This window comes from Bacillus cereus group sp. MYBKT14-1, assembly GCF_051915185.1.
GTDB classification, from domain to species: Bacteria; Bacillota; Bacilli; order Bacillales; family Bacillaceae_G; genus Bacillus_A; species Bacillus_A cereus.
In genome coordinates this window covers 1-24,592 of the sequence record NZ_JBQAEF010000016.1, presented here as the reverse complement: position 1 = coordinate 24,592, position 24,592 = coordinate 1, and the positions used below count along the sequence as shown (strand labels likewise).

Sequence of the window (24,592 nt, the reverse complement as noted above, 5' to 3'; positions counted from 1 at the left end):
CCCCTCTTCTATAAAAGTGAACGTAGAGGAGCTATCAATCTCCATTATTAACATTACAATTGGCACCTTATATATATTGCATACAGATGTTTGCAGCTCTCTTTTATCTACAAACAAGGTATTCGCAAATTGATGTTGATTTGTAATGAAATTTAAACAAAAAACCACAAACCCATAGTTTATGGTAAACAAAAAGACTCCACTTTGAAAAAGGTTTAATCAAAATGGAGTCTTTTGTTAGAAATCTGCATTTAGTTTTTATAAAAAAGATTGTTCAAAGCTCATGAACATATCTATCATAATCATTTACTCATACATGAACTATTCTTCAAACCAAAACAGAACTTCAAGAGGTGCTTTTAAAACCTTCGCAATATCATAAGTAAGTTTGAAGGAAGGATTATATTTTCCATTTTCGAGATTGCCAATTGTTTCTCTTCTAACACCAACCTCCTTGGCTAAATCTTCTTGCGACATATTTAGCTTTACTCTATATTCTTTCATTCTAGTCTTAAGTGGCATCTTGCATTCCTTTCTTTTCTCTGCGCTCAAATATTTCTAAATTAATTATAAATGTGCCTAAAGGTATGAAAAATGAAATTATAACGAATAACCGAATTATATGTAAATTTTCTAATATAAAAACACTCAAAAGTAGTATACTTCCTAGTACTACTGCTACGAAAAAAGCCCTTGTAGCAGCGATACGAACATGTAGCATAAAAAGCTCATCTGGTACTACTTTTGCATATGCGAAAAAGAAAAAGAAACCGAAAAAATAATATGCCCATGAAATATTTCCTAAAAGTGTAAACGGACCTAAAAAACCCAAAAAACCGAGAAATCCTAAATAAGACAATTTATTTTTCATAAAAACCTCCATGTGATATATTTCGCTCTTTATGTTATGAATATATCACATTAACTTGAAAATAAAAAGGACTGAAAACAGTACAATTTTTATAAACGATACTTCTATTTAATAAAGAATACAACTTAATTAAATAGTAATAGTAACACAAACACATATTATATGATAAATAAGAAGAATCTGACATAAGCTTGTTCAAAATGGATTCTTTTTTTGTAAACTAGTATGCGATTTTTATAAAAAATTTGATCGTTTTGTTACCCATTATTTTGTTTCGTTCTCCGTCAATTTAAGTACCCTTCTTCACATTATATTTAATTGGGATAAATATAATGGCTTTTAACCACTATGTTTGTGATACTATATATATTAATATTATCAATACAATGGAGGTCTACAATATGAAAATCCTAAAGGAATTTCTCAACAAACCATCTATTAAATACCCATTAGCTATAATTTCAGCTATAGCAATAATAAAAACAGGCTATGATTTAGGTTCCTTCATAATAAAATTTAAACATATTTAAATCGTAAAAAGGAAATTGATCTTTTTAACAAATGGTCCATTTCCTTTTTATATTTTATCGCATTTTTTTCAAAACATAGTGACTTTATTTAAAAGTGATAATTGGTTAATAATATGATTTCGTGCTCTAGTTAAGAAACTATATTTAAACATAAAATATCTTCATCTAAATTAATTCTTTTGTTACCGATAGCCCTCAACATATAAAGAAAATCTTTTATTACCAAAAAATTCCCCAGAAAAATACGACTTAACTCTTTTCTTATTCCAAACTAGTTATACCATTTCGTATAATAGAAATATACATATATTCTACTACACTTCAAGGGGGCTTTTATCTTGAACTATGGCTGGGCTGGAACTATTGAACAATTTAAGCAATTAGATGTACATTTTTTTGTTAAACAACTGCTAGATCATGTCTATAAAACTAATGATCCAAAAATAGATTCTCAAAAGAGAGCATGGATTGATAGTTATAATAAACTACAAGATTTATTTAATCGATTTTCTAATTTAGATGCATCACTTATTTTTGAATATGAGATTTTACGCGGAGGCGGTCGTCGCCCAGATGTACTTTTACTGATCAATGGTTATCTGATCGTCCTCGAATGTAAAAGTTATAATAGCGTTTCACCTTCTGAATATATCCAAACTTCTCTTTATATGCGTGATCTTGAACATTATCACTCAGCTATTCAACAATCTAACATGCAAGTCATAGGTGTTTTGCTGCTTACAAACTATGAAGGTGAACGCTGGGTTTTCCAAAAAGAATATCAAGTAACCCTCTCCACTGTTGATGGATTGGAAAGCATTCTTAAACGAATCATCAATAAAACAAAAGTACCAACTTTGACGCTAGAGGAAATAATCGATGGTGTCTATGAACCCTCACCTTCTATGCTAGAAGCTGCTCGATCCATTTTAAATAATGAACCGCTCCCTGACATTAAAGCTGTATCAAGCAGTAACTTTCCAGAAGTACAACAAACTGTACGCTCAATTATTGAAGAAGCTCAACGTACAAATACCCACCATCTCATTTTAGTATCTGGCGAACCAGGAGCAGGTAAAACATATTTAGGTTTGACCATTGCACACGAGATGAAAAATGCAGTTTATTTATCTGGTAATGGACCATTAGTGGACGTATTACAAGACACGCTGAAAAATAGAACCTTCGTACAAGGTTTATATGGATATAAAATGGATTTTCTCGAAAAGAGAATGATTCCAAAAGAACAAATAATCATGTTTGATGAGGCCCAACGAGCATGGGATGCAAAAAAAGTCGACCAATCACTAACTCGAAGAAATCGAGAAGCTCAAAACTTAAGCGAACCGGATATTATAATGAATATCACAACAAAGAATAAACCGTGGAGTGTAACAATTGGCTTAATTGGTGAAGGACAAGAGATCTATTCTGGTGAAGAAGGCGGTCTCGCTCTATGGAATACTGCGATCGCTGGAAAAAACGTGACTGTTCACTCTAAACATCCTAATTCTTTATTTACAAATGCAGCACATTATAGAACTCATTCTCAGCTACATTTAAACTCATCTTTCCGTGCTCATGCAGCTTTAAAATACTATGAAATTATTAATACCTTATTAGATGCTAATTTTGAACAAACAAAACAGCTTATTCATAAGCTACCAAAAGAACATTATCAACTTTTTATTACGCGTGATTTAGCCAAAGCCAAACACACTTTACATCAGCTTTATCAGGATGATACAAAAACAGTTGGCGTTGTCTGTGCTGGTGGCGCTGATCATCAAAAAGAAGTCCCTGTTCTACCAAGAGATGAACGATATGAACGCCCTAGTAAGATCGCTCAATACTTTAACTATGCCGAATCCCAATACTATTGTAGAGCGCTCAACTACAGCTCAACTGAATTCCAAACACAGGGTCTTGAACTAGATATGACGCTTGTTCATTGGGATGATGATCTATATCTACAAAATGGGACTTGGAAGGGGCAACACTATCAATGGGGTGTTGTAGATCCATTCCAAATTAAACTCAATGCATATAGAGTTATTTTAACAAGAGGTCGGGATGGAACAATTATTTACATACCACCAAAACCCATTCTAGATGAGACTTGGAACTTATTAAAAAATCATTTACATATTCCTGAATTGACGTTTTAAGGCTTATAATAAGAGACGATATTCTAGACTCCTTTAGAATATCGTCTCTTATTTTTTTATTTTACAACAACCAGGGAATTGTTCTTACATGCCTTAAAACATTGCAAGAAGGAGTTTCTTTAAACAACTAGTATTATAAGAAATTGTCACTTTAGAAGTTGCTGTTTCTTTTATTCCCCTAAATACTGAATCGCTTTACAATACTTCTCCAATCGTTTTAGGTCTTTATCTGTTATCCTAGCAAGTCTTGAGCGATCAGAATTATGTTTTAAGTCTGCAAGTTTAACTGTACGGGCAAGAGAATTTTCTTTCACTCTGCACAAATACTCAAAATAAGGTGTGTATTTCTCTTTTGTCAGTACCTGCACTGCCTCAACTACGTTATGAGGTATACCAGCACTTAACAGATCATTAGCAGTTAACTCTGTATCTTCCAGAACATCATGCAAATAAGCAGTAGCCTTCTCTTCGTTCGTATTTACAAAGCTAGCAACTGCCTCAGGGTGTTTGATATAATCCATACCTGCTTTATCTACTTGTCCAGCATGGGCTTTTTGGGCTATCTCATAAGCTATCTTTATATAATCAGGTAACATCGCAAAAACTCCCTTTCTTTAAACAAAATCTCCCCCCTCTAGCAAGCTGTTCTAAAAGTGAAGGAGGAAAATATTGATACAATCCCTCAGCAAATCATTGGAGTTCATCTTGAAACAAAAAATTTACAAAAAACGCCATCCTCTCTGTATATTTCTACAAACAGAATAGCGTTTTTGGGTTATACGGATACAATTTTATTTTAATTTGAATTATGCACTTTTCCCTTACGGGTATTTACTATATTAATGAAGAAAATTAGTCCGCAGATAAAGAATAGAAAAGGATGCACCCATGTTCTAAAATTAACAAGACTTATAATAAGCATTATAATGCAAAGGATACAACCTATAATATCAATGCTAAAAGATAACTTCCCCTTTATTTTTTTCATGTATAACTACTCCCTTCCAGATGCCACCTTTAATTTATAATTCTTAATATAATAATAACTACGTTTCGATTTTTAAATTTTTTACATTTAATTACTTTTTAAGTTCTGGTGCAACAAATACCTGTATTGTGTGCACCAAGGTAGCAGGATAGCAATAACCCCTGAAATTAAAATTAAATCTGAACAGATTGAAGAATCCAAAACAAAAAAGCTAATGAAGTAAAAGTAAACAACGTATAGATTTGAATTATATTTCTCAACAACCAAAATTACTTAATGTGGTAAAATAATAATTGGATTGGCATCCAATACCATATTACGTTGGTTCAAGTCGCAGAAAGGCACCTTAGGGTGTCTTTTTTTTTGTTTGAAACACATTCTGCCAAAATACCTGTATCTTTGTTCAATTACGACTCATATAATCCAACAAACTTCGTATATATAATTTGTTACCCTAAATGAGTTGACAATACGAACAGTTATAGGAGGATTTTGTGAATGGTAAAAACAGCTTGTGTAAGTATGATTACTGGCATTCTTTTAATATGTTCAACAGGATGTTCCACTCAAACTGATTCTATTACTGCTAAAACTCAGTCAATAGATGATGGAACATATACAACAAAAGAGATCACAGATGCGTTTCCTGTAGGAACACCCATAACTACTTACATTCGAAAAGAAGAAAAACTGAACGTAAAACATGTCACCAGTATTACACTTACAGATGGTGGCATCGGTAGAGTTCTCGAAGCAACAGATGGTTTTGTTGTTGTATGTGGGAATGAAAAAGGAGTTTTTGATGTATTAATATTTAAAACCATGGAAGATGTAAAGAAATATGAACAGAGTTTAAAGCGATAATTAATATCCTTCTTATGCCTTTTACACAAACATTGTCCTCTAGCTCTTGCTATGGTCTTTTCTAAGTACAGTATAATTGCGTCATGAATATACACACGTTATAATAGTCACCTAATTACATATTAAGAGGTGCAGAAAATGAATAAAACAGAATTAACAAAAGTAGTAGCAGACAAAGCTGAACTTACACAAAAAGATGCTGCAGCAGCAACACAAGCATTATTAGATACAATAACAAATGCGTTAGCAAATGGAGAGAAAGTACAGATTCTTGGTTTTGGTACATTTGAAGTACGTGAAAGATCTGCACGTACAGGACGTAACCCACAAACAGGTGAAGAAATGCAAATCGCGGCTTCAAAAGCACCTGCTTTTAAAGCTGGAAAAGAATTAAAAGAGGCAGTGAAATAATTATATACATTGAAAGAGTCCTGATATTCATATCAGGACTCTTTCAATAGCCTTTTTGTTCATAAAACAAAAAAGTATCATCCAATATATATTAGATGATACCCCCTTATTTATAAACGTAGTATTTATTTATATACAGCTAGTTTTTGTAAAAGTTGTTCTTTTATAATCGGCCATTCGCTTGCAATAATACTATATATAACTGCATCCCGTACATAACCATTTGGCAATTGTCTTTCGTTTCGCAATACACCCTCTTTTACAGCACCTAGCCTTTCAATTGCCCGCTGTGCTTTTTCATTTCGTAAATCCGTTTTTATTTGCACACGTAACATGTGTAACTCTTCAAAAGCATATTGCAATAACATATACTTACACTCAGTATTTATACTTGTACGATGTACACTTGGGTGATACCACGTTTGCCCAAGTTCAACCGTTTTGTTATCATTTGAAATACTGTACAAACGTGTACTGCCTACAATTCCATTCGTTTTCTGATCTACGACAACAAATGGTAAATCCGTTTCCCCTTCAAAACCTTTTATTGCTACTTCAACATACTGCTCCATATCTTGATAACTATCCATTTTGGCTATTAAATACGTCCATATTTCTTTATTTTCTTCCACAATGTTAAATAAGCTTTCGATATCATTTACATGCATTAATCGTAACATGGCTCTATCATTTACTATTTCCATAAACTATTCTCCTTTTCAATAGATGCTCCAATAGTTGGCATTTCACAATCATTTATTCAAATGATTATGAAATTGGATATAAATCGAATGATTTGCTACAAACTTAAAATCATTAAATATTTCCTTGCCCTTCTTACTATAATTTTCACGTAATTATATCTATTTTAAAAGGTCCGCCATATATATATTCTCTTTAACTAGTGGTATGGTTTGACACACTATTTCTACAGCTTTTTTATAAACAACATCATGTTATTTTAAACCTACATTGCTGGCTGTACTCCATCACTATCAAGCTAACAAGAACAGATTTATTCCCAAACAATAAATATGAACAACACGCATAAAATTATCGTTCTGGGAGTGTTATTATTTCTTAACTTAATAGGCATGTCTGGTGGGCCTCAACCATGAAAACCAACGCTTATCAAAAAGCGCATAAGTATTTATATTAGAAAGTGAGATATTTCACCATCAAATGGTACTAAAATATTGTTGGAAAGTCCTTTTACATTGATAAAATCTTTTTAATTCTTTTCTAGTTAGTAAGTAATGATTAACAGCTTTCATATGTGTTTGATAAATTGCTTCTTTAGTCATAATTACAGGATTCCCTTGAAGAAATTGTGCTCCCTCCATTTATAAAAATTACTTCTGGATTATACGTTTTAAGCAACTTTTGAACGTCGGTACTTATCAATATTCAGTAGAAGCACATTAAATTATCTTTCCCTTATTTTCAAAAGGACCTGCTCAATTCATACTTAAAAACATAAGGTAAAGTAAACCCATTAACATCCGTGGAATGAACCCTAGTTTTATTCTCTTATCTAAAGGAGGAACTATTATTATGGGATATGGTGGTAGTTGCGGCGAAGGCTGCGGTTTTGCTGGAGGCTTTGCTTTACTCGTTGTACTCTTTATACTATTAATCATTATTGGATGCAGTTGCTTCTGCTAAGAAACTATTAGAAAAGGCACCTTAGGGTGTCTTTTCTTTATGGAAAAATCCCCACACATTTTGTAGGGACCTTGTTTTTCTTACCATTTAATTTTTGTTGGGTTTAACTTGGAAATATATCCACGTACTAATTGTTTTTTGTTACTGTCATAGATACCGATATCACCAGAGAAATTTTCCCAATATTCCCCTAAATAGTCTTTTGATGGTACTTTCAAATCTACATTTAATCCCATTGCCCCAAAACTTGCCACCTGGCGCGCTGCTATGTCGCCTACTTGTTGCGCTCGTTCTTTCGTTGTTCCAGCTGGAACGATAACAACAATTCGAGTTAGACTGTCTTTTGCTTCAATATGGACGTCTTGCGCCTGTGCAGCCACCTTTATTCCATCCTTTGCTGTTTCGATGCCTAATTGGCTTAATTTCACATCTTTATTACGCGCCCCCTGGCCTTGCGCTGTCATCGATTGTTCCACTTTTTCTTTTGCTTGTCCCTCATTTAACCCGCTGACTTTCGGTTGTTCAACAGGCGTTGACTCTGCTTTTTGTTCTTCTTTAACTGTTTCTTTTACTACATTTTCATGCTGTTTTGACGTATCCGTCGATTGTTGCACAGTTACTTTCCTATCTTCTTGCTGCTTTTCTGCCTGAAATGCTTTAACTTTTTCTTTTTGTTCCTCTTTCTTCACATCCTGCTCTATTTTCGCTTCTTCAGTACCACACGCTGCCAATAATAAACCTGCTGCAATTGTTAAACCTGCTAATTTAATTGCTTTCATAATAAATACCGCCTTTTCATAATTTAATTCTTTCATACGTATAAACGAAATCAGCTACAAATATTGACTTTTTACTACATATTTGAATCATTTAAATGATAACATATTAATATTCAAATTCTTTATATTTAAATATTAATTTTATAATCTATTTTCAATCAAAACAAATTAATATTTGTATAAAACGTGGCAGTCATTCTTTTAAATCGATAGTGATAGGGTACCGCCACATGACAATCAAGTTAAGAAAACAGGTCAACCCTAAAACGAAAAAATATGCTTTTTTGTTATAAGTTAACACCAAATTTCGTTCTGGGGGATACTATAAAATTTTAGCTTGATAGCGATGGTGTCCTCCCAACAAAACAAGAATTTCGTACGCCAAGGAATTATTAGGTAAAATTTTTTAATATATATATATTAAAAACAAGTTATATAAATGTTTCATTATACTTCCATGTACCCTAGCTGATATAATGTATAAAGCAATTATTGATCAATTAATAGTAAACATATAGTAGAGGGGACATAAGTAATGATAGAGATAATCACGGCACTATTTTCACTAGTTGCACATTCTATTATTTATCTCTTTTCAACAGGAGAAGATAAGAAAAAAGCAAAAGCAGATTTAAAAGAATTGTGTGCAGGTACTAATGGACAAGTGTTATTGGGTGCTGCTATAGGACTTGTAATTTCAGTAATAATTTTTGGTTATATGATTATGACGCAATAGATGTTAAACCAAGAAAAAAAGCATTAGAGGAAACAAGATATTGAATAATAAGATATCTTGCAATATATTTCTCTTTGCGAAAAGATAAGATCCTACTCCCTGATCTTATCTTTTTTTATTTGTTAATTTGCAATAGGGCTACCGCCATATGCCCCTTTTCATGATTAGTTCGTTTTACTTTTAATACTCTCAGTTGCTTTTTTAAATAGTTTCATTGCCTGTTCTGCTTTATTATTTGCTTGTTCCAACTTACTATCATTTTGTTCTTCTAATGCTTCTGAAAGTAATCGCAGAACATCCCAGTAATTATCCATTGCCTGTTTTATCTTTTCTTGTTCAACTTCTAACTCTTTAGGTGCCTCAAGGTATTTTATGTCTCTTACGTGTATTTTTGCCATATTCAAACTCAGTTGGATTTCACTTTTCTTTGACTCATAATCCTTTACATCTGAATGTCCTATATCTTGTATCAGTCTGATAACTTCATCCATCTTATTTGTATTTTCTACGATGGCTGCTTTGTATTTATCAACTTCTGAACCACTAACTTTTTCATTTAAATCATCCTCGCGATGACCCTCTTTCGCATGTTTCTGGTTCTCTTCCTTTACCTCTTGCTCTATATTAGGGTATTTCTCGTTTATCTCCTTAAATACTGTCTCCCATTTAGAAACACCATCATCTATCCCAAACAAACCGGTTTGTATGATTTCTTTTGCTTTATCCTTATTATATTCACCATCATACTGTCTAACTGCATCTTCTACTTTTATTAGGTGTTTTCTAATCTCTTCTACCCCTTCTTGTATTAAGAATTGGTAGTCTTCATACTTTTTAGTTGGCTTGATTTTTTCAAAACGGTTTATATCCAAACTAATGTGACTAATTAAAGAATCTATCTCACCTATGTAGACACTCTTTTCTGTAAATAATTCATCAGTTTTCTTTTCTAGTTTTTTTAAATGATACTGGAATTCTAAGTGCAGTTCAGTCAAACGATAAGGATAATCTTTTTCAGATACCTTTACCTTCTTTTCACCTTCCGTGTCTGATACATTTGATTTACTTTCTTTACTACTTGATTCTTCTTCCTTACTTCCCTTTTCATACTCAATTCTAGACAATGCGTTTCTTAGTTGGTTTTCAATGTGCTCATCACTATAGTGCAATTTCTTTAGGTCAGATACCATTTTATCTGCATCATAATACTTATCTACTTTTCTATACTCTGACTGTGTAAGTCCATATGTATTTAATGTACAACCTACTAGCATGAAACTAACACTTAACCCTGCTATTGCGATACCCTTAAATGATTTATTAATACTCATTTTAAACTTATCCCCTTTTTCTTTTAGTAATTCTTTTCTTCAACAATAGACAGACCTTCATGAGTTTTTGCATTGTCTGCTGCGTCAGTTTAGCTTTCCTAACTTATTGTTTCAGTCTTAACTTGAATTTCTTCCTTATAATCACAAAAAGGATATACCTAAACATATAACTGCTAGTAATATATATCCTAATATTATTTTATAATGATAATAATTAATGAGTCAAAGTGATTTTGCGAAAATTATACAAAACAGGCATAATTTATTAGTTACTTGTCAAGTTATGCTTGGTACCACAATAAGATACTAGAGAATTTCTCATTGTAGTACCCTCTACTACCTTTACAGGAGTAGCGACACGTCTTCATCAACCTAACAAAGCAAATAACCAAACAAAATTTTGTGCTAACTTGTGACAAAAACCCTCATTTTTTCGTTTCGGGGAAATTCTGAATTCTTAAATTGATGTGCATGGGGTACAGCCACACATCCATCAACTTAAGGGATATTTTCAAACAAAATGTGGTTTTTTTATATAATTTTTTATTATCTTTTATAGATTTTATAAAAGTAGGCATATCAAATAAACCCTGACGGGTTTCAATTTTTTACTATGCTACCTGTGGATTAGAAGTGGTATACTCATAAACAACACCCAAAATATCAAAGACTGTCTTTTTCTCGTACCGATGAGATTTTCGTCCGTTGTGCTGTAGGAGGTTAAACAGACGAAGGAGAACCTTTGATAATTCTTGGGTGTTTTTGTGTAATGCTTGGTAAAAAAGTGAAAAATAATCCTTAATTATATACATTGCTTTATATTCACTTAGTTCTTTCTGTTTTTTACGTAATAGGAGTTCTCGCATTTTAAACATAGTAGAAGAACATAATAGAATACTAATGAGTTGCCCATAAAGATGACATTCTAATCGCTCTTGTTTAATAGATTTACAACGATGAATTTGAAACCAAGATTTCCATATTTTAAATAACAGCTCAATTTGCCAACGTAATGAATATAGGTCATAGATTTTCTCTTTTGGTACCCATTCCGTAGGAATGTTTGTCATATATACCGTGATACCTTGTAAAAGCTTCGTGCGCTCTGTATATGTAATCCCTTTTTTCTTTTCACGAATAGCTCGGTCACGTAAGCGTTTCTGTTTTTGCTCCTCGATACATCTATAAACTACAATACGAGTAGGCAGTTTATCTTTACTCCCTACATATACATCTTGTAATTCATAAACTTGGCCAGGTTTTAATTGTTTCATAATGTCTTCCAAATGAATTTGTATATATACTGGTTTCAATTGAGGAGGTTTTGTTTTAAATACGACTGTTTCGAACTCTTTTCTATATATTTTAGTCGGTAACTTAAGACGGGATAAATAATACCCCTGCTTGTCTTGAATAGACTTAAAGTCTTGTAGACGAAAATATCCTAAGTCACGGATATACAGCTCATTCTTTTGTATCATGTCTGTTCGAGTCGCACCATACGCCTGATCACTTCGTTTTCCTGGTTCAATTTTCACATCAGAAAACTCTCCACTCAACAAGTCATACTCTAGTTGAATTTTCACACCAGCTTTATGACTACATCCTCCGGCACCAGGATACATAGCTGCGAATCGATCTGGAACTTGAAAGGTTGTAGAATCAAGGATGCGAATGCGCTCAAAGTAGGAAGAAAGAGAATGAGAAATCTTAGATACGCCTCCAATCTTAGCCTGTAGAAGTGTAGTAAATACAGTACGAAAAAAGGCTACAGAAGCCGAGTTAAATCGCCGATTAAGTCCTTCCGGACTTAATAAAACTCCTGTTGAAGTTTCTAATTGACTACATAGTTGGGTAAGAGAGGTGGTAGCGACTTGTTGATTTAGCCATACACACAAAGATAAAAAATGATGCCCGTGGCACTTCCGGTTTCGTTTCATCCCGCCTGCTTCTATAGCTAATTGATTAAGTGTAGCGGGAGACATATATTGATATAACTCTTCGGCAAATAAAGACAACTCTTGCTTTTGATGCATATTCATAAAAAGCACGTCACCCTTTCTCATTAATATAAGAAAATAGTAACGCGCTTTTAATTTCAAAAATAGTCCGAATCCTTAAGTTGATGGATGTGGGGTCTCGCCACATCGCTATCAACCTAAGAGAAGCAAATAACACAAAAACAAAAAACGATAAAAAAATAATAAAAAAGCTTATCATTAAGCGCTAAGAGATAAGCTTTTTTGTCTATATTTATTGAATTCTATTGGATCTATTCCATGCTAAAACTGTAATAAGATATTGAACATCAAATAAGAAAGGGAAAAGTATAATGAATTTTACTATTACTGATAACCATCAAATAAAATCTTCAGGTAAGTTATATTAATATATGGTAGCACCTATTGCGACAAAACAAAAAATAAAGGTAACATAGCAAATAATCTGTACCCTTTGTAAAGGACATTTAAAAAAAAGTTAGGCGGCATCAAGAAGATGATTTCTGTATTCGACAGGAGTCATCTTCTTTAAATTCCACTGATATCTATGCTGATTGTAGTATTTCATATAGTCTTTAATTTCTTGTTTTAACTGTGTGAAAGATGTACAAGTTTTGATGTGAGATTCATCTTTAAAGTGCCCGAAAAAAGATTCTTGAGGGGCATTATCCCAACAGTTTCCTCGTCTTGACATGGATTGTCCCAGCTTTAATTCTTTGACTAACTTTTGATAGGTAGGGCTTGTGTAATGAGTACCTTGATCAGAATGAATATAGGCATCTTGCGTTAATCGTACCTTCTTATTCTTCTTTAGTTTGTGAAGAGTCGTCGTTGCGATATCTAGGGTAAGTCGTTCTGACACATGGTAAGCTAAAACTTCATTCGTAGACCCGTCTAGAATGGTAGATAAATATCCTTTTTGATTCTTACCATAAGACAGGTATGTGCTGTCGGTAAGAAGTACCTTTCCTGGTACACCTTGCCTAAATTCTCGTTTTAATTGATTGGGTACCACGAAGTGTTCTTTCGTCGCTCTCAACATTTTTTTATACGGATTTTCTTTGCGAATGGGACAGATAATCCCATATTTTTTCATGATTCTACGGATGCGTTTCAAATTGTAGACAGCTTGAAATTGACCCGCCAATGTCATTTTGATCTGACGAGCCCCCTTCTTTCGGTTTTTAAATCGAAATGCCCTTACTATCATCTCTTTCACCATTTCATCTTGATGCGTTCTTTTCTCTCGCCGACTTTGAGAAATAGCTGAAAAATAATTATAGTATCCAGAGCGTGAAACACCTGCGATCTGACACAAATATCTCACCATATTTTTTAAGCGATATTTTTCAATAATAGAACGAATTAATAGGTACTTTTGACTAGGCTGTAACGTTATTTCTTTCCCATCCTCCCTTCCATAAGTTTGATCTTTTTTAACAGTTCATTTTCAGCTTTTAATAAGTTTCGTTCCGCTTCCAAACGTGCGTATTTCTCTTCTAATGTAAGTTCTCTTTCTGACTTTCTTCCTGAGTTTTCCTTACGTGTGTCTCTTAAGCCAAATACACCATTTTGCTTATAAGAAGTACGCCATCTATTTCCTGATGACACAATACGTTGTAGACCGATGATATCTATATCAAAACCACATTCTTCAAAAATGATACGAGGTGGTTTACCCTGTTCATTTTCCTCAATAAAAATACGCTTGAATTCATCAGTATAGGTAATTCCTTTTTGGCTTACCGATTTTACATATCGATTTTTTGATAGTATTTGAACTTCTTTTTCTGTAAATAATTTTTTCGTCATTTTAAAATTTCTCCGATTCTCATTTTTCTCTCATTATACAAGAAATACCCTATAGAATAGACTTTTTTTAAGTGTCTATTCTATAGGGTACATTGTAAAAAGCTCCCTTTCTTTTATTCATTCATCAGTACTTTCTCCAATAGTTTAGTTTGTTCGGTAATTTCCACACATTAAAAATAAAAAATTCATTGTTCTTCAAAACAAAAAGTTGACATTTAATTAAAAATGTCAACTTCTAAAATAGTTTAAAAAGCCCCTTTTTTAGACCCTCTAACTAAGTTATTAGTTTTTTTTTGTTCATCCTTATTTAATCCATACGTAACTATTACTAGACTTAAAAGAGTGTTGGCCACTATATTAACGATTAATAAAATTACAGGGAATTTAATATTAGGCTCCCAATACTGATTAATTAAACTAATTATAACTCCGGTAAATATTAAATGAATTATAAATGTTATTGCTTTTAATGAGATTTTATTAAATTTAACAAAGAGTACAGCAAGTGGTACTAATAAAATAATACTTATATATGAGATAATTGCTAACCAACTAGCTAAAGCTGTTTCATAACCTGGGATTAATGTCGGCCATATTTTCAAAAACATTTTTAAGATAAACATGTAAAACCCTAAATAAAACACCAGTCCGATTATATTTAATATTAATCGCTCACCAACTAGTAGAAATATATTTTTAACTGCCCCTTTTTTCAATTCAAATAATACTTCACCTATGAGTACTATAACTAGAATACTCACCATGGCATACAACTGAGTACCAGGAATATTACCTCTAACAATTTCTATAATAAACTTTATTACTTCTATTAACTCACCTAACATAAACGCTCACCTCTATTAAAAATAGTATTTTTCATCAAAAATCTTTTTTTATTTGTTGTAATAAACTAAATATCTCATCTACTATGAATTCTAATTCTGTAAATCGCCCTATATTTCTTAGCATTCCTTTAATAATTATAATATCTGGGTTATTTTTAGATAATTCATCGTTAATCAACATTAAAGAAGCATTGACTTCTTGCTTTTCTTCTTGAGTAAAATAAATATTATGAATCAATTGATTGATTGAACTCAACCGTTCTTTAATTTTATTTGTATATATAAACTCCTCTCTAATCTCCTTATTTTTCATGTAATTCTCACTAAGAATCGGGGATATATGCTTGTTTTTAAACCCCTTTAAGATACAGGTTATAGTTTGTGTAATAAAATTAACTAATTCCTCAACTGGTATATCTGCTCCATCTAATATCACAACTGCTGAATATTCCTCAATTAGACTATTTAATATAACAGCCACATCTAATACACAGTTTTTCAGCTCTTCTCCTCCCACATACGTCATTAGTTGCTGAAATTTAATATAAATTTTCCCACGTTTTTCTTGAATAAATTCCATAATTTGTGGATCATTAATATTTTGTTCTTTCATTTGCATTTTAAGGAAATTTTCATGTTCAAATGCGACACTCAGATAATCATTTAAAACTTTGTTTAATGTTATTAGTCGTTCCTCAAAAGGTTGATTATTACTTATCATGCTAACATCCAAGCTATTGTATAAACAGTCTAAATAATAACCATATATGGAAATTAAAATATTTTTTTTAGAAGTAAAATGAGCATATAGTGTCCCCTTAGCAACTCCAGCATGATTTGCAATCTCTTGTACATTAGTAGCGTGAAAACCTTTTTCTGCAAATAATTTCAAAGCGGATATTATGATTTTTTCTTTCAAAGTTAGCACCTCTTTATGACTTTTAAAAACTGTTCCTACCTAAAATTAAATTTGAACTGAACTGTTCAGTTTACTTATTCCCATTTTATACCTTTATGTTTCGGATTTCAATAAGTTTTCTTTAAATTTTAAAAATATTTATTTATCATAAAAATCCTGGCAGTTTAAGTATTTTCATACTATGTAATTAGAACATCACACTTTACTTATCATAAAAAAATAATGTACTAAATAAATGGTTTTAAACAAAAACAACTGGTTCATCCCATTAAGATATAACCAGTTATTTTAACTATTGAAATTATCTACGAACACATTTCTTATATGTCTCTAAATGGCACTAATTTCTTTGCAAGAAAGTTTTGGTTTTATTAAAATCTTATTTATTGTTGATTAATTTCAAGGCTTCATATGCATCTACCGTACCTCTTCCTGAAAGTTTTTCTTTTCTATTTGTTCCAACTTTTAAGGTAGTTTGATACATAATATTTTGAATTTCATCAATAGATAAGTTTTTAGACTTTTCCTCTTTATACTCTGTTAATATAAGAGCCGCAACTGCTGATACTGTAGGAGTAGATAAGCTCGTACCATAAGAAAACTCATAACCACGTGGTAAATCACCATTTTCAGCAATATAATTTGGGAGATAAGTAGGATAAGTTGTTAATATAAGATGTCTTACGTCTACAATTCCTTCCTTTTCATACAACGGTCCGAAATCACCACCAGGAGCTGTAACATCTAACATCCATCCATAATTGGAATAATTTTCGAATTGATTATTTTTATCAACTGCCCCTACTGACAATGCGGAATTTAGTCCCCCTGGAGCATATTTTTGTTCATCATTTAATATCCCTAAGTGTTCAGACACTTTTCTAGGATTTGATAAATCTATTCCTTGATTACCAGCAGATGCTACCACCAAAGCTCCTTTTTTGTGTGCATAATTTATTGCTCTATTATAAGCTTTGATTAGGGCTTTTTCTTCTTTATTTTTCAACGATAAAAAAGTACCTAAACTTAAATTAATAATCTCATGACCATCATCCACAGCTTGTATAATAGCCTTTATAACCCATGTAGATTGACCACCTTCACTATTTAAAACTTTATACGGAGCAATACCAGTATTCGGAGCAATACCTTTCAGATCTCCATTAGCTGCAATAATTCCCGCAACCATAGTTCCATGCCCTGTATTATCATTAATACTTTCATCCCCTGGGATAAAAGATTTACCACCTGCTACAATATTATTTTTTAAATCGGGATGATTAGGATCAATACCACTATCAATTATAGCCACCGTTACTTCATGATTACCCATTTGAAATTCATAGCTTTTTTTATTAGCTGTTACAGCATCTATATTCCATTGCCATCTAGTATAAAGGCCGTTAGGCATAAAAGACGGTGTAAATCCAAAATATTTATACTGTGAATCTACAAAATTATTTTTATCTACCTTTGAGTTATCAATTTTAGTTTCTGGTATATATATTCTTTTATCTTTACTAACAGAATCTACAGCATACATCTTATTTATATAAGACAGTACTTTTTGGGTAATTTCTTCATTATTCCCATGTATTTTAATAACACCAATATCATTTATAAATTCAAATTTTATATCAGGGAATTTATGAATTAATTCCTCTGATATTTCACCAGAAACTCCCTCCTCCTTCATAGTAATAATATAACTGTTATCAATATAATCACTATTAGCACTTACGCTATTATTAAAATACAAAACAAAACAGAAAAAAAATAACATACACCCTCTATTTACTATATTAAACTTCTTGACCATTTCAATTCTCCTATATAATATATATTTAGTTTGTAAGGTACAAAAACGACCATTCAGGAATTTCATTAGAATTAATAGAATTTAATACAGCTAAGATACCGCTCACACCATCTAATGCCCCAATTGAGAGATTTTTTTTACCACTGTAAGTTATGTCATAAAATCCCAGAGGGTTTTCTGCATCGTAATATTGAAGTATTTTTTCAGCTAAATTATTTTTAAAACTTAATAGTTCCTTATCAAAAGACTCAATATACATTAGATGCGTTAAATGCAGAATACCAGAAATCCCATGGCAAAAAGTAGGTGTTTGGATTTTTAAATTTTTAAAATCTTTCTTACATATTGCTTTATAAGCCGAAAGTGCTATCTCTTGATATTCTTTATTATTCAGAGCTCTACCACATATCCACAATATTCTTGCTACTCCAGGAGTACCATAACACCAACCATATATCAGGTCTTGCTTTTGTATGAAATCTTCATTAATAAATTCATTAAAATTAATTTTTGTAGGCCACCATACTCCCTCTTGATCTTTTTGCATCCATTTTAATAATTGCTCAACCATATCATTAATCGCACTTATTTGACCTGGTTGTTCAATTCCATGTTCCAATGATAAAGCCATAACAGACAACGGACCACACATACCATGCGATAATCCTAAATCTAAGTGCCCACCTGGGTAATTGATAGAATCATTATTTAATTGATTACCTTCACTAATAAAATACCCTGGCACTTTCTGTTCTCTATAGTTAACTTTATTATTTAGTTGAATAAAATAGTTCAATATATTTCGAATCATTTCATTAACCTTGGGATCTTCTTTGAAAAATAGTAAATACCTTGTAATACCTGCTAACCCATAAATTGCCTCAAAGTCTAAACTGGTAGTCCTAGATGAAGTTAAATTATTTAAAGAACCCCCTAAATAAAAAGAGAGATTATCTAAAATAATTTCATTTAACTGGTTTATGAAATTTGAATAATATTCGCCTTTATTAGATAGTAAATAAGCTGACGCTGCTATTCCTGTCAATCCTCCCCACAAAGATAAATTATTTATTTTTCCATCTGAAATATATTTATTTAGAAGTTTCATACATTCATAACCATACTCGTTCCATACAATTTCTTCCTTTTGTAACTGTGATATTAATAAGAGTAATCCAGAAAGCCCAGATGCAAGGGTATAGTCGGAATCGATATGTTCATTATTCTTATCTTCCATCATAAATTTCATTAACTCTTCAGGAGTTTTAAAATTTATAATTAAGTTACTTGTTACCTCTTGAATTATATAATTAAAATTTTTAGTTACTGTCATCTATATCTTCCTTTTCTACAATTTATAAGTTACAAATCTATTACTTCTTCCTGTTGAAAATGTTTCATTTGTAAATTGTACAACTCAGAATATAAACCCTCGTTCTCCATTAATTCATAATGATTTCCTTCTTCAACAATTTCTCCTTCTTCAAGAACAATAATTTTACTTGCATACCGTAGTGTAGTATACCTATGTGAAATAAAGATGCCTATTTTATTGGCAACTAAGGTATAAAATCTTTGAAATATATCAGCTTCGGCTTTTGGGTCTAAAGCTGCACTGGGTTCATCTAATATATACAGCGAGGCATCCCTCATAAATGCTCTTGATATAGCAACTCTTTGCCATTGGCCTCCAGAAAGTTGGTTCCCTTCCTGGAAGTATTTGCCTAATTGTGTTTCTAATTTCTGAGGTAATTTTTCAGTTAAATTTGGAAGCCCCGCATTAAAAAGCGATTTTTTGATTTTAACATCATTCTCCAAATTTTCTATATCCCCAAAACCAACATTATTTCTTAATGACATTTCATACTGCACAAAATCTTGAAAAACCATCCCTATTTCACTGTATAACTTAGTTGGGGGTATATCTTTTATGTTTCTTCCATTAATAAGTATATCTCCTTCAAAATTTGTATATAACAATGTCAATAATTTAACTAATGTTGATTTCCCCGAACCATTTCTACCAACTAATGCTAAAGTCTCTCCTTTTTTCAAGCTAAATGATACATTCTTGAGAGCGTAATGATCTGTTTCAGGATATTTAAAAGAAACATTTCTAAACTCTATTGACTCTATAGGTTTTTTTAGAATTTTATTATTTACTTTATTTCCTATTACTTTGTTATCTACTTCTTTTACAGGATAGTCTAGAAAAGAAAAGAGTTGCTCTATATACAAATTATTTTTACAAATATTCACAATGTTAAACATTATATTTTGTGAGTTGTTGTAGGTTAAAGTAACTGCTGAAATATATGCTACTAAATTCCCTAAGTTTATTTCTCCTTTAAAAGCAGCAAAGGCAATATACATAATAATCCCACCAATTAAAACATTACTTATAATTTGGGAAAATAATGATAAAATTGTACGTTTCTTTGCCAAAGATTTATCTTCATTAAGAAAATCATTTATGATGTTTTGGTAATCATTTAAAAAGTGACCATGTAATTGATAAAGTTTTGCTTCTTTAAAACTTGAATCTCGAGTCAATAAGTAAGTTAAATACCAAGATTTTCTATACCTAGGGATACGATTATAGTGAATAACAAACTCTTTTTTACCTAAATGTAAATAAGCAAAAAAGAATAATATAGGTATTAGCCCCAATGATAACGCGATACTCCAATTCCAATTAATAAGAATAGCCGCTGAAGAAAACAAAGTCACACAACCTGTAAATATAGACAAAATTTGCTGGAATATTTCAAAGGGACGATAATTAGCCTCTTGTTGAGACCTTTGTAATTGGTCTTGCACCTCTGCATTTTCAAAATCTTCTAGACATAACTTGCCTACTTTTTCAAAAATTTCAACATTAATATGGTTTGATATATTTGTTTTGTATATAGATGTAAAATGCGTTTCTAATATAGACAAAAATTCGTTAAAAATGGTTAAAGCAATAAACAGTAGCACAGTTTCTGCTGTAGAGCTGAAATTTACAGTTCCCATCGTTTCACTAACACTATTTACAATGTTTTGTGTAGCTAGCAATAACACAGCGGGAATTAGTCCTCGACAAAGGCTAATTAATAGAATAAATATTAAATATACATAATTAGCCCGCCATAAGAAAAGAAAAATTCGAGGCCAATATGAGAATGCAAATATAATATTTTGTAAGCTTACGGATTTGTCAGTTTGATCTACTTGCATTGTTATCCTCCTGTTTCATTTTCTGAAAATCACTATATAGTATATTGAAAGTTAAAATTGTGTAATGCATGTCGATAAAGAGTCAATACCTTTGTTTCATACTCTCGATTAATTCCTATAAGACGGTTTAAATGAAGATGGATTAAACTATCTAGAATATTATCAATATTAGAATATAAAATACCTTGCTGTTCAAGGAGCCTAATATATTCAACATATTCAGCTAAGGCATTCTCTCGTATAATTAAAAGATTTATCAATTGGCTTTCATCCACAGTTAGTGAAGAAGTATCTTCCACTACAAATTTTTTAAAATAATTTAAATATTCATCTCTATTCTCCCTAAATTCTTTTAAAAACTCCTTATATTCTATACGTTTATCTAGCCATTCTATTTGTTCTGTAAGGTCTGATTTAAAGAATTTCATATAATGATTAACATTAATAAAAGCTAAGATATCTTTAGAAACCGAAAAATTTTCAAACCTTTTTTTTCTAATTAACTCTAGGGAAATCAGACTGTCTAAATAAAATATTTTTTCAGCCTTCTCCATAGCGATTGCCCCTCCATAGCGTTCTATCTCTGGGTCATATGTATCAAAAGTTACCCTATTAATAATGCCTAACTCTTTTAAAGTATTTATCCATTTTATAATAATAGGGAGACCCTCATGTATTAAAACCTCTGTGTCTGCCTTAAATCGAATCCTAATATGAAATTCCGGATCTTTAAATCTCATAAAGAAGAAATTCTCATACCAGTTATTTTCTTTAATAAATTGATATAAATATTGCCCTAACATCTCTTCTTGTCGATCATTAACACAATAAAGCTTTACAAATATCCAATTTTCAAATGGGTACTCCATTCTTTCTTTGTCACTAATAATAGGTAGTTTTTTTGAAAATTCTATATTTTTATCATCTTTTATAATTGATTTTTTTCTATTTACCAAAGAGAACACGAATTCTTTGCAGTCCTGCGAGTGATTAATATCTGTACTTTCTGTATATAGACTCTCTTCTAGAGATATAAAAGAATTATCTTTGATTTTTTTAGTTTCCTTAAATAAGTCATTCAGATGAATTTTATTTTCTAAATCTAATAATATCCTGTTATCGAAATGAACTAAAAAGACGAGCTTAGGAATATTAAATTTCTCCCTAAATACTTTAAAATGCTTATAAAACTCCTCTTCATTTTTGCACTCTTTAAAAGAATAAGTTTTTATATTCCACCTAGCTGGTGCCAATACAAATTTTTTATACGTTATTCGAGGTATAAATGAAATACCAAGATTAGTTATATTACTAAAAATATATGGATAGTTATTTCCTGTTTTTTGTTGCCCAATCTCTATTAAGAAACGATATATATTTGGACAAAGAGAAGGATTTAACATATGACTAGCTAACGGAATAATTTCTTTCCCCATTGATAAAGATTTAATAAATAAACTGTCGTGAGTCGCGCCAATTACAATATCATTTAAATTAATATTATTTCGCGTATATAAGTTATTGGTTATATTAATTTGGTGACTTCTCCTCTCACCAATCTGACAAACATTTAAATTACGATTATTTATAGGTGTGGGCAAAACTTCTGCTAAAATAGAATTCGGATGTAACTCTTGCTCTTTTTTAGCTATTTCCCTCCAAAACTCTCTATCACTATCGTTTAAGTAATTAATAAATCTGCCTAATGTAGTACCTGCTCCTGTTGAATAAGGATTCGGTCCTAATATAAATTCATACTGTTTATCATTCCCTACATTCCTAAAAAAGTAGACATCTAAAGAATCTGGTAATGCTATTTTTTCAACAACTTGACTTTTCAAAGTCTCTATGTCTTGATCAGTTATAGATAATTCCATTTCATTTGTTAAGTAACACTCTGTAATCTTATCTAGAAAGACCCTATCAACATGTCCCAATCCAAAAGATTGTTCAATATTCCCTTCATTTTGGGGAGGATATTGATACCCATTAGGAGCACCTAAACCTAATTCTTTGTCTAAAAGTTCTAAAATTGGCACTTCTCTGTCTAAACCATATTTTCCTAAAAATCTTGAGTGATATTCTTTTAAATCATTATTACTTATGTTTCCATTCCATGCTGTAAATTTACATAGCAATTCAACAATTTCTTCAATATCTTTTCTACGAGTTTCTTCTATATAATAGTCATTATTTAAAGAGATTAAATCCACCTTTAAAGGGTTTTTCACTTGAACTATCTGCTTCATTTTTTCTGTGATATCCATATAAAGTGATAAACCTTCCCCTAATGTAGCTCTTTCATACTCTTTTATATTCATATATATATCGTGAAGTTCTGCCCCAATGACCTGAATATTATTTTTTTCTGACAAAATCCCTAAAATGTGTTTTAAAGTATCTGTATCTTCGTTAGAACATCTTAATTCTGTTACTAAAAATTCTTGTTTAACTAACTCATATATAAATCTTTCAATAATTTCGATGTCTACGTCAGAGTGATTTGAATAAATTTTATGTAATAAATCACCAAATTTAATATCTTCTTTTGAATGCTCAAAAACCTGCTCTACTACTTCATTATAATTTATTGAGGTGGAAACGTAATTTTGTTCACCTTGTTTATCATTGACACTATCTGTTGAGTAATTTAATTTTACCCTTGAGCCGTTAATCATTATGCCCTGATTCAATTTAACTTTTAATTGCCTAACTATGCTTAAATCAGACTCTAATAGTTTAATTAAATTAGTAGCCCATTCCATATCTACTTGCACATACTTCTTTAAAGAGGCATAATCTTCCGATGTATTACAAGTAGAAAACCTCCCCATTCCAACGCTGGCACTTAATCCAAAGGGAGTTGTTCGAGTAGAGATACGATTTAGGTATCTGAAGATCCCTTTAACAACATTTCTTTTATTTTTAAGCTTACTATCAGGGGTAATTTGTTGTATTGACTGAAGAAGAGACGTACTAGACACCGCTATTGCTTCTTTTATTTCCTTGTTATTTTCGACTATATTTTTAAAAAACAGAAGAGTATCATCTAAATTCAAATTATTTAATTGTGGATTTGAAAGTTGTTTGTGAAAGAAATCTAATGAGAGAAGTGGAGAACGTACCATAAAATTATTTAATACCTCAAATGAAGATTGTTTTACTTCCTTCTCTTTTACTACATTTATCTTTGTAATACTCATAAAAACCACCCTATTCTTAATTGAGTTAAAAGAAAAATCCATCCCGTAATTTAAAAACGGGATGAACCATCTATTTAAATATTTGCACAGTAGAAGTACAATTGAATTATTAAGTTATCAAATTATCGGGTTATTTAAAATTAGCATCCGAATGAAATACAAATAGCTGTTGGACAACGACGAAGAGATTGCTTAATGATTGTACCAATTGTATCTGGTTGTACATCACCTTGTAATTTCACTGCATCCTTTTGTACATCTAAATCAAAAGCATTTTTCATTATTAATTCCTCCCTATTAAATATTCGCACAGTAGAAGTGCAATTGAATTATTAAGTTATCAAATTATCGGGTTATTTAAAATTAGCATCCGAATGAAATACAAATAGCTGTTGGACAACGACGAAGAGATTGCTTAATGATTGTACCAAT

20 protein-coding genes and 1 pseudogene are annotated in these 24,592 nt (G+C 31.4%); 5 read left to right on the top strand and 16 right to left on the bottom strand.

All coding sequences use genetic code 11. From position 1 onward, the window contains the following. Window positions 1-321: 321 nt before the first annotated feature. Together ACTFO4_RS25280 and ACTFO4_RS25275 are read right to left on the bottom strand one after the other, a co-directional pair. Window positions 322-522 (bottom strand): helix-turn-helix transcriptional regulator, encoded by a 201-nt coding sequence (locus tag ACTFO4_RS25280; protein ID WP_001128812.1) that lies wholly within the window; start codon window positions 520-522, stop codon window positions 322-324. Then, window positions 512-871 (bottom strand): DUF3796 domain-containing protein, encoded by a 360-nt coding sequence (locus tag ACTFO4_RS25275; RefSeq protein WP_074642482.1) that lies wholly within the window; start codon window positions 869-871, stop codon window positions 512-514. The genes ACTFO4_RS25280 and ACTFO4_RS25275 overlap by 11 nt, the downstream gene beginning before the upstream one ends. An 868-nt stretch (window positions 872-1,739) precedes the next feature. Between ACTFO4_RS25275 and ACTFO4_RS25270 the strand changes: the two genes are divergently transcribed. Then, on the top strand, window positions 1,740-3,569 hold the full coding sequence (locus ACTFO4_RS25270) for a DNA/RNA helicase domain-containing protein (RefSeq protein WP_440014602.1): 1,830 nt from the start codon (window positions 1,740-1,742) through the stop codon (window positions 3,567-3,569). A gap of 170 nt (window positions 3,570-3,739) precedes the next feature. Here the strand turns inward: ACTFO4_RS25270 and ACTFO4_RS25265 are convergent, their stop codons facing one another. After that, window positions 3,740-4,165, bottom strand: a complete 426-nt coding sequence (locus tag ACTFO4_RS25265) for an HD domain-containing protein (RefSeq protein ID WP_440014603.1) — start codon at window positions 4,163-4,165, stop codon at window positions 3,740-3,742. Window positions 4,166-5,055: 890 nt separating this feature from the next. Between ACTFO4_RS25265 and ACTFO4_RS25260 the strand changes: the two genes are divergently transcribed. Both ACTFO4_RS25260 and ACTFO4_RS25255 read left to right on the top strand, forming a co-directional pair. Further along, a complete protein-coding gene (locus ACTFO4_RS25260; RefSeq protein ID WP_440014604.1) occupies window positions 5,056-5,421 on the top strand; it encodes a hypothetical protein in 366 nt (121 codons plus the stop codon). A 138-nt stretch (window positions 5,422-5,559) separates the two neighbouring features. Next, complete coding sequence (locus ACTFO4_RS25255) at window positions 5,560-5,832, top strand: HU family DNA-binding protein (RefSeq protein WP_060852657.1); 273 nt, start codon at window positions 5,560-5,562, stop codon at window positions 5,830-5,832. Between the two features lie 125 nt (window positions 5,833-5,957). On the opposite strand, the gene ACTFO4_RS25250 is transcribed toward ACTFO4_RS25255, so the two are convergent. Beyond that, a complete protein-coding gene (locus ACTFO4_RS25250) occupies window positions 5,958-6,536 on the bottom strand; it encodes a GNAT family N-acetyltransferase (protein ID WP_440014605.1) in 579 nt (192 codons plus the stop codon). 850 nt (window positions 6,537-7,386) lie between these two features. On the opposite strand from ACTFO4_RS25250, the gene ACTFO4_RS25245 reads away from it, so the two are divergent. After that, complete coding sequence (locus tag ACTFO4_RS25245) at window positions 7,387-7,497, top strand: YjcZ family sporulation protein (protein WP_000540371.1); 111 nt, start codon at window positions 7,387-7,389, stop codon at window positions 7,495-7,497. Between the two features lie 80 nt (window positions 7,498-7,577). On the opposite strand, the gene ACTFO4_RS25240 is transcribed toward ACTFO4_RS25245, so the two are convergent. Further along, window positions 7,578-8,312, bottom strand: coding sequence for a DUF874 domain-containing protein (locus tag ACTFO4_RS25240; RefSeq protein WP_440014606.1), 735 nt, complete (start codon window positions 8,310-8,312; stop codon window positions 7,578-7,580). Between the two features lie 499 nt (window positions 8,313-8,811). Here ACTFO4_RS25240 and ACTFO4_RS25235 point away from each other — a divergent pair, with 499 nt between their 5' ends. After that, window positions 8,812-9,012, top strand: a complete 201-nt coding sequence (locus ACTFO4_RS25235; RefSeq protein ID WP_440014607.1) for a hypothetical protein — start codon at window positions 8,812-8,814, stop codon at window positions 9,010-9,012. Window positions 9,013-9,176: 164 nt separating this feature from the next. Here the strand turns inward: ACTFO4_RS25235 and ACTFO4_RS25230 are convergent, their stop codons facing one another. From ACTFO4_RS25230 to ACTFO4_RS25180, 11 genes and pseudogenes are all read right to left on the bottom strand, one after another. Next, a complete protein-coding gene (locus ACTFO4_RS25230; protein ID WP_440014608.1) occupies window positions 9,177-10,343 on the bottom strand; it encodes a DUF7018 domain-containing (lipo)protein in 1,167 nt (388 codons plus the stop codon). Window positions 10,344-10,954: 611 nt separating this feature from the next. Further along, window positions 10,955-12,385, bottom strand: coding sequence for an IS4 family transposase (locus tag ACTFO4_RS25225; protein ID WP_440014609.1), 1,431 nt, complete (start codon window positions 12,383-12,385; stop codon window positions 10,955-10,957). A gap of 211 nt (window positions 12,386-12,596) precedes the next feature. After that, window positions 12,597-12,773, bottom strand: a pseudogene (locus ACTFO4_RS25220) (DUF6773 family protein); the annotation flags it as partial. Between the two features lie 48 nt (window positions 12,774-12,821). Next, a protein-coding gene (locus ACTFO4_RS25215) for an IS3 family transposase (RefSeq protein ID WP_440014610.1) occupies window positions 12,822-14,155 on the bottom strand; the annotation gives its coding sequence in 2 pieces (ribosomal slippage) (window positions 12,822-13,771 and window positions 13,771-14,155; 1,335 coding nt in all). Window positions 14,156-14,400: 245 nt separating this feature from the next. After that, window positions 14,401-15,000 carry a hypothetical protein gene (locus tag ACTFO4_RS25210; RefSeq protein WP_326235593.1) on the bottom strand — a complete coding sequence of 200 codons (600 nt, stop codon included), beginning with the start codon at window positions 14,998-15,000 and terminating at the stop codon, window positions 14,401-14,403. Between the two features lie 34 nt (window positions 15,001-15,034). Continuing rightward, on the bottom strand, window positions 15,035-15,919 hold the full coding sequence (locus ACTFO4_RS25205) for a TetR/AcrR family transcriptional regulator (RefSeq protein ID WP_326235594.1): 885 nt from the start codon (window positions 15,917-15,919) through the stop codon (window positions 15,035-15,037). Between the two features lie 379 nt (window positions 15,920-16,298). Further along, complete coding sequence (locus ACTFO4_RS25200; protein ID WP_326235595.1) at window positions 16,299-17,738, bottom strand: S8 family serine peptidase; 1,440 nt, start codon at window positions 17,736-17,738, stop codon at window positions 16,299-16,301. Window positions 17,739-17,763: 25 nt separating this feature from the next. Continuing rightward, a complete protein-coding gene (locus ACTFO4_RS25195; RefSeq protein ID WP_076775119.1) occupies window positions 17,764-19,071 on the bottom strand; it encodes a lanthionine synthetase C family protein in 1,308 nt (435 codons plus the stop codon). Window positions 19,072-19,100: 29 nt separating this feature from the next. Further along, on the bottom strand, window positions 19,101-20,957 hold the full coding sequence (locus ACTFO4_RS25190) for an ABC transporter ATP-binding protein (RefSeq protein ID WP_076775122.1): 1,857 nt from the start codon (window positions 20,955-20,957) through the stop codon (window positions 19,101-19,103). A 32-nt stretch (window positions 20,958-20,989) separates the two neighbouring features. Beyond that, a complete protein-coding gene (locus ACTFO4_RS25185; RefSeq protein ID WP_440014611.1) occupies window positions 20,990-24,160 on the bottom strand; it encodes a lantibiotic dehydratase in 3,171 nt (1,056 codons plus the stop codon). Window positions 24,161-24,300: 140 nt separating this feature from the next. After that, window positions 24,301-24,441, bottom strand: a complete 141-nt coding sequence (locus tag ACTFO4_RS25180; RefSeq protein WP_153600587.1) for a type A lantibiotic — start codon at window positions 24,439-24,441, stop codon at window positions 24,301-24,303. Window positions 24,442-24,592: the final 151 nt, after the last annotated feature.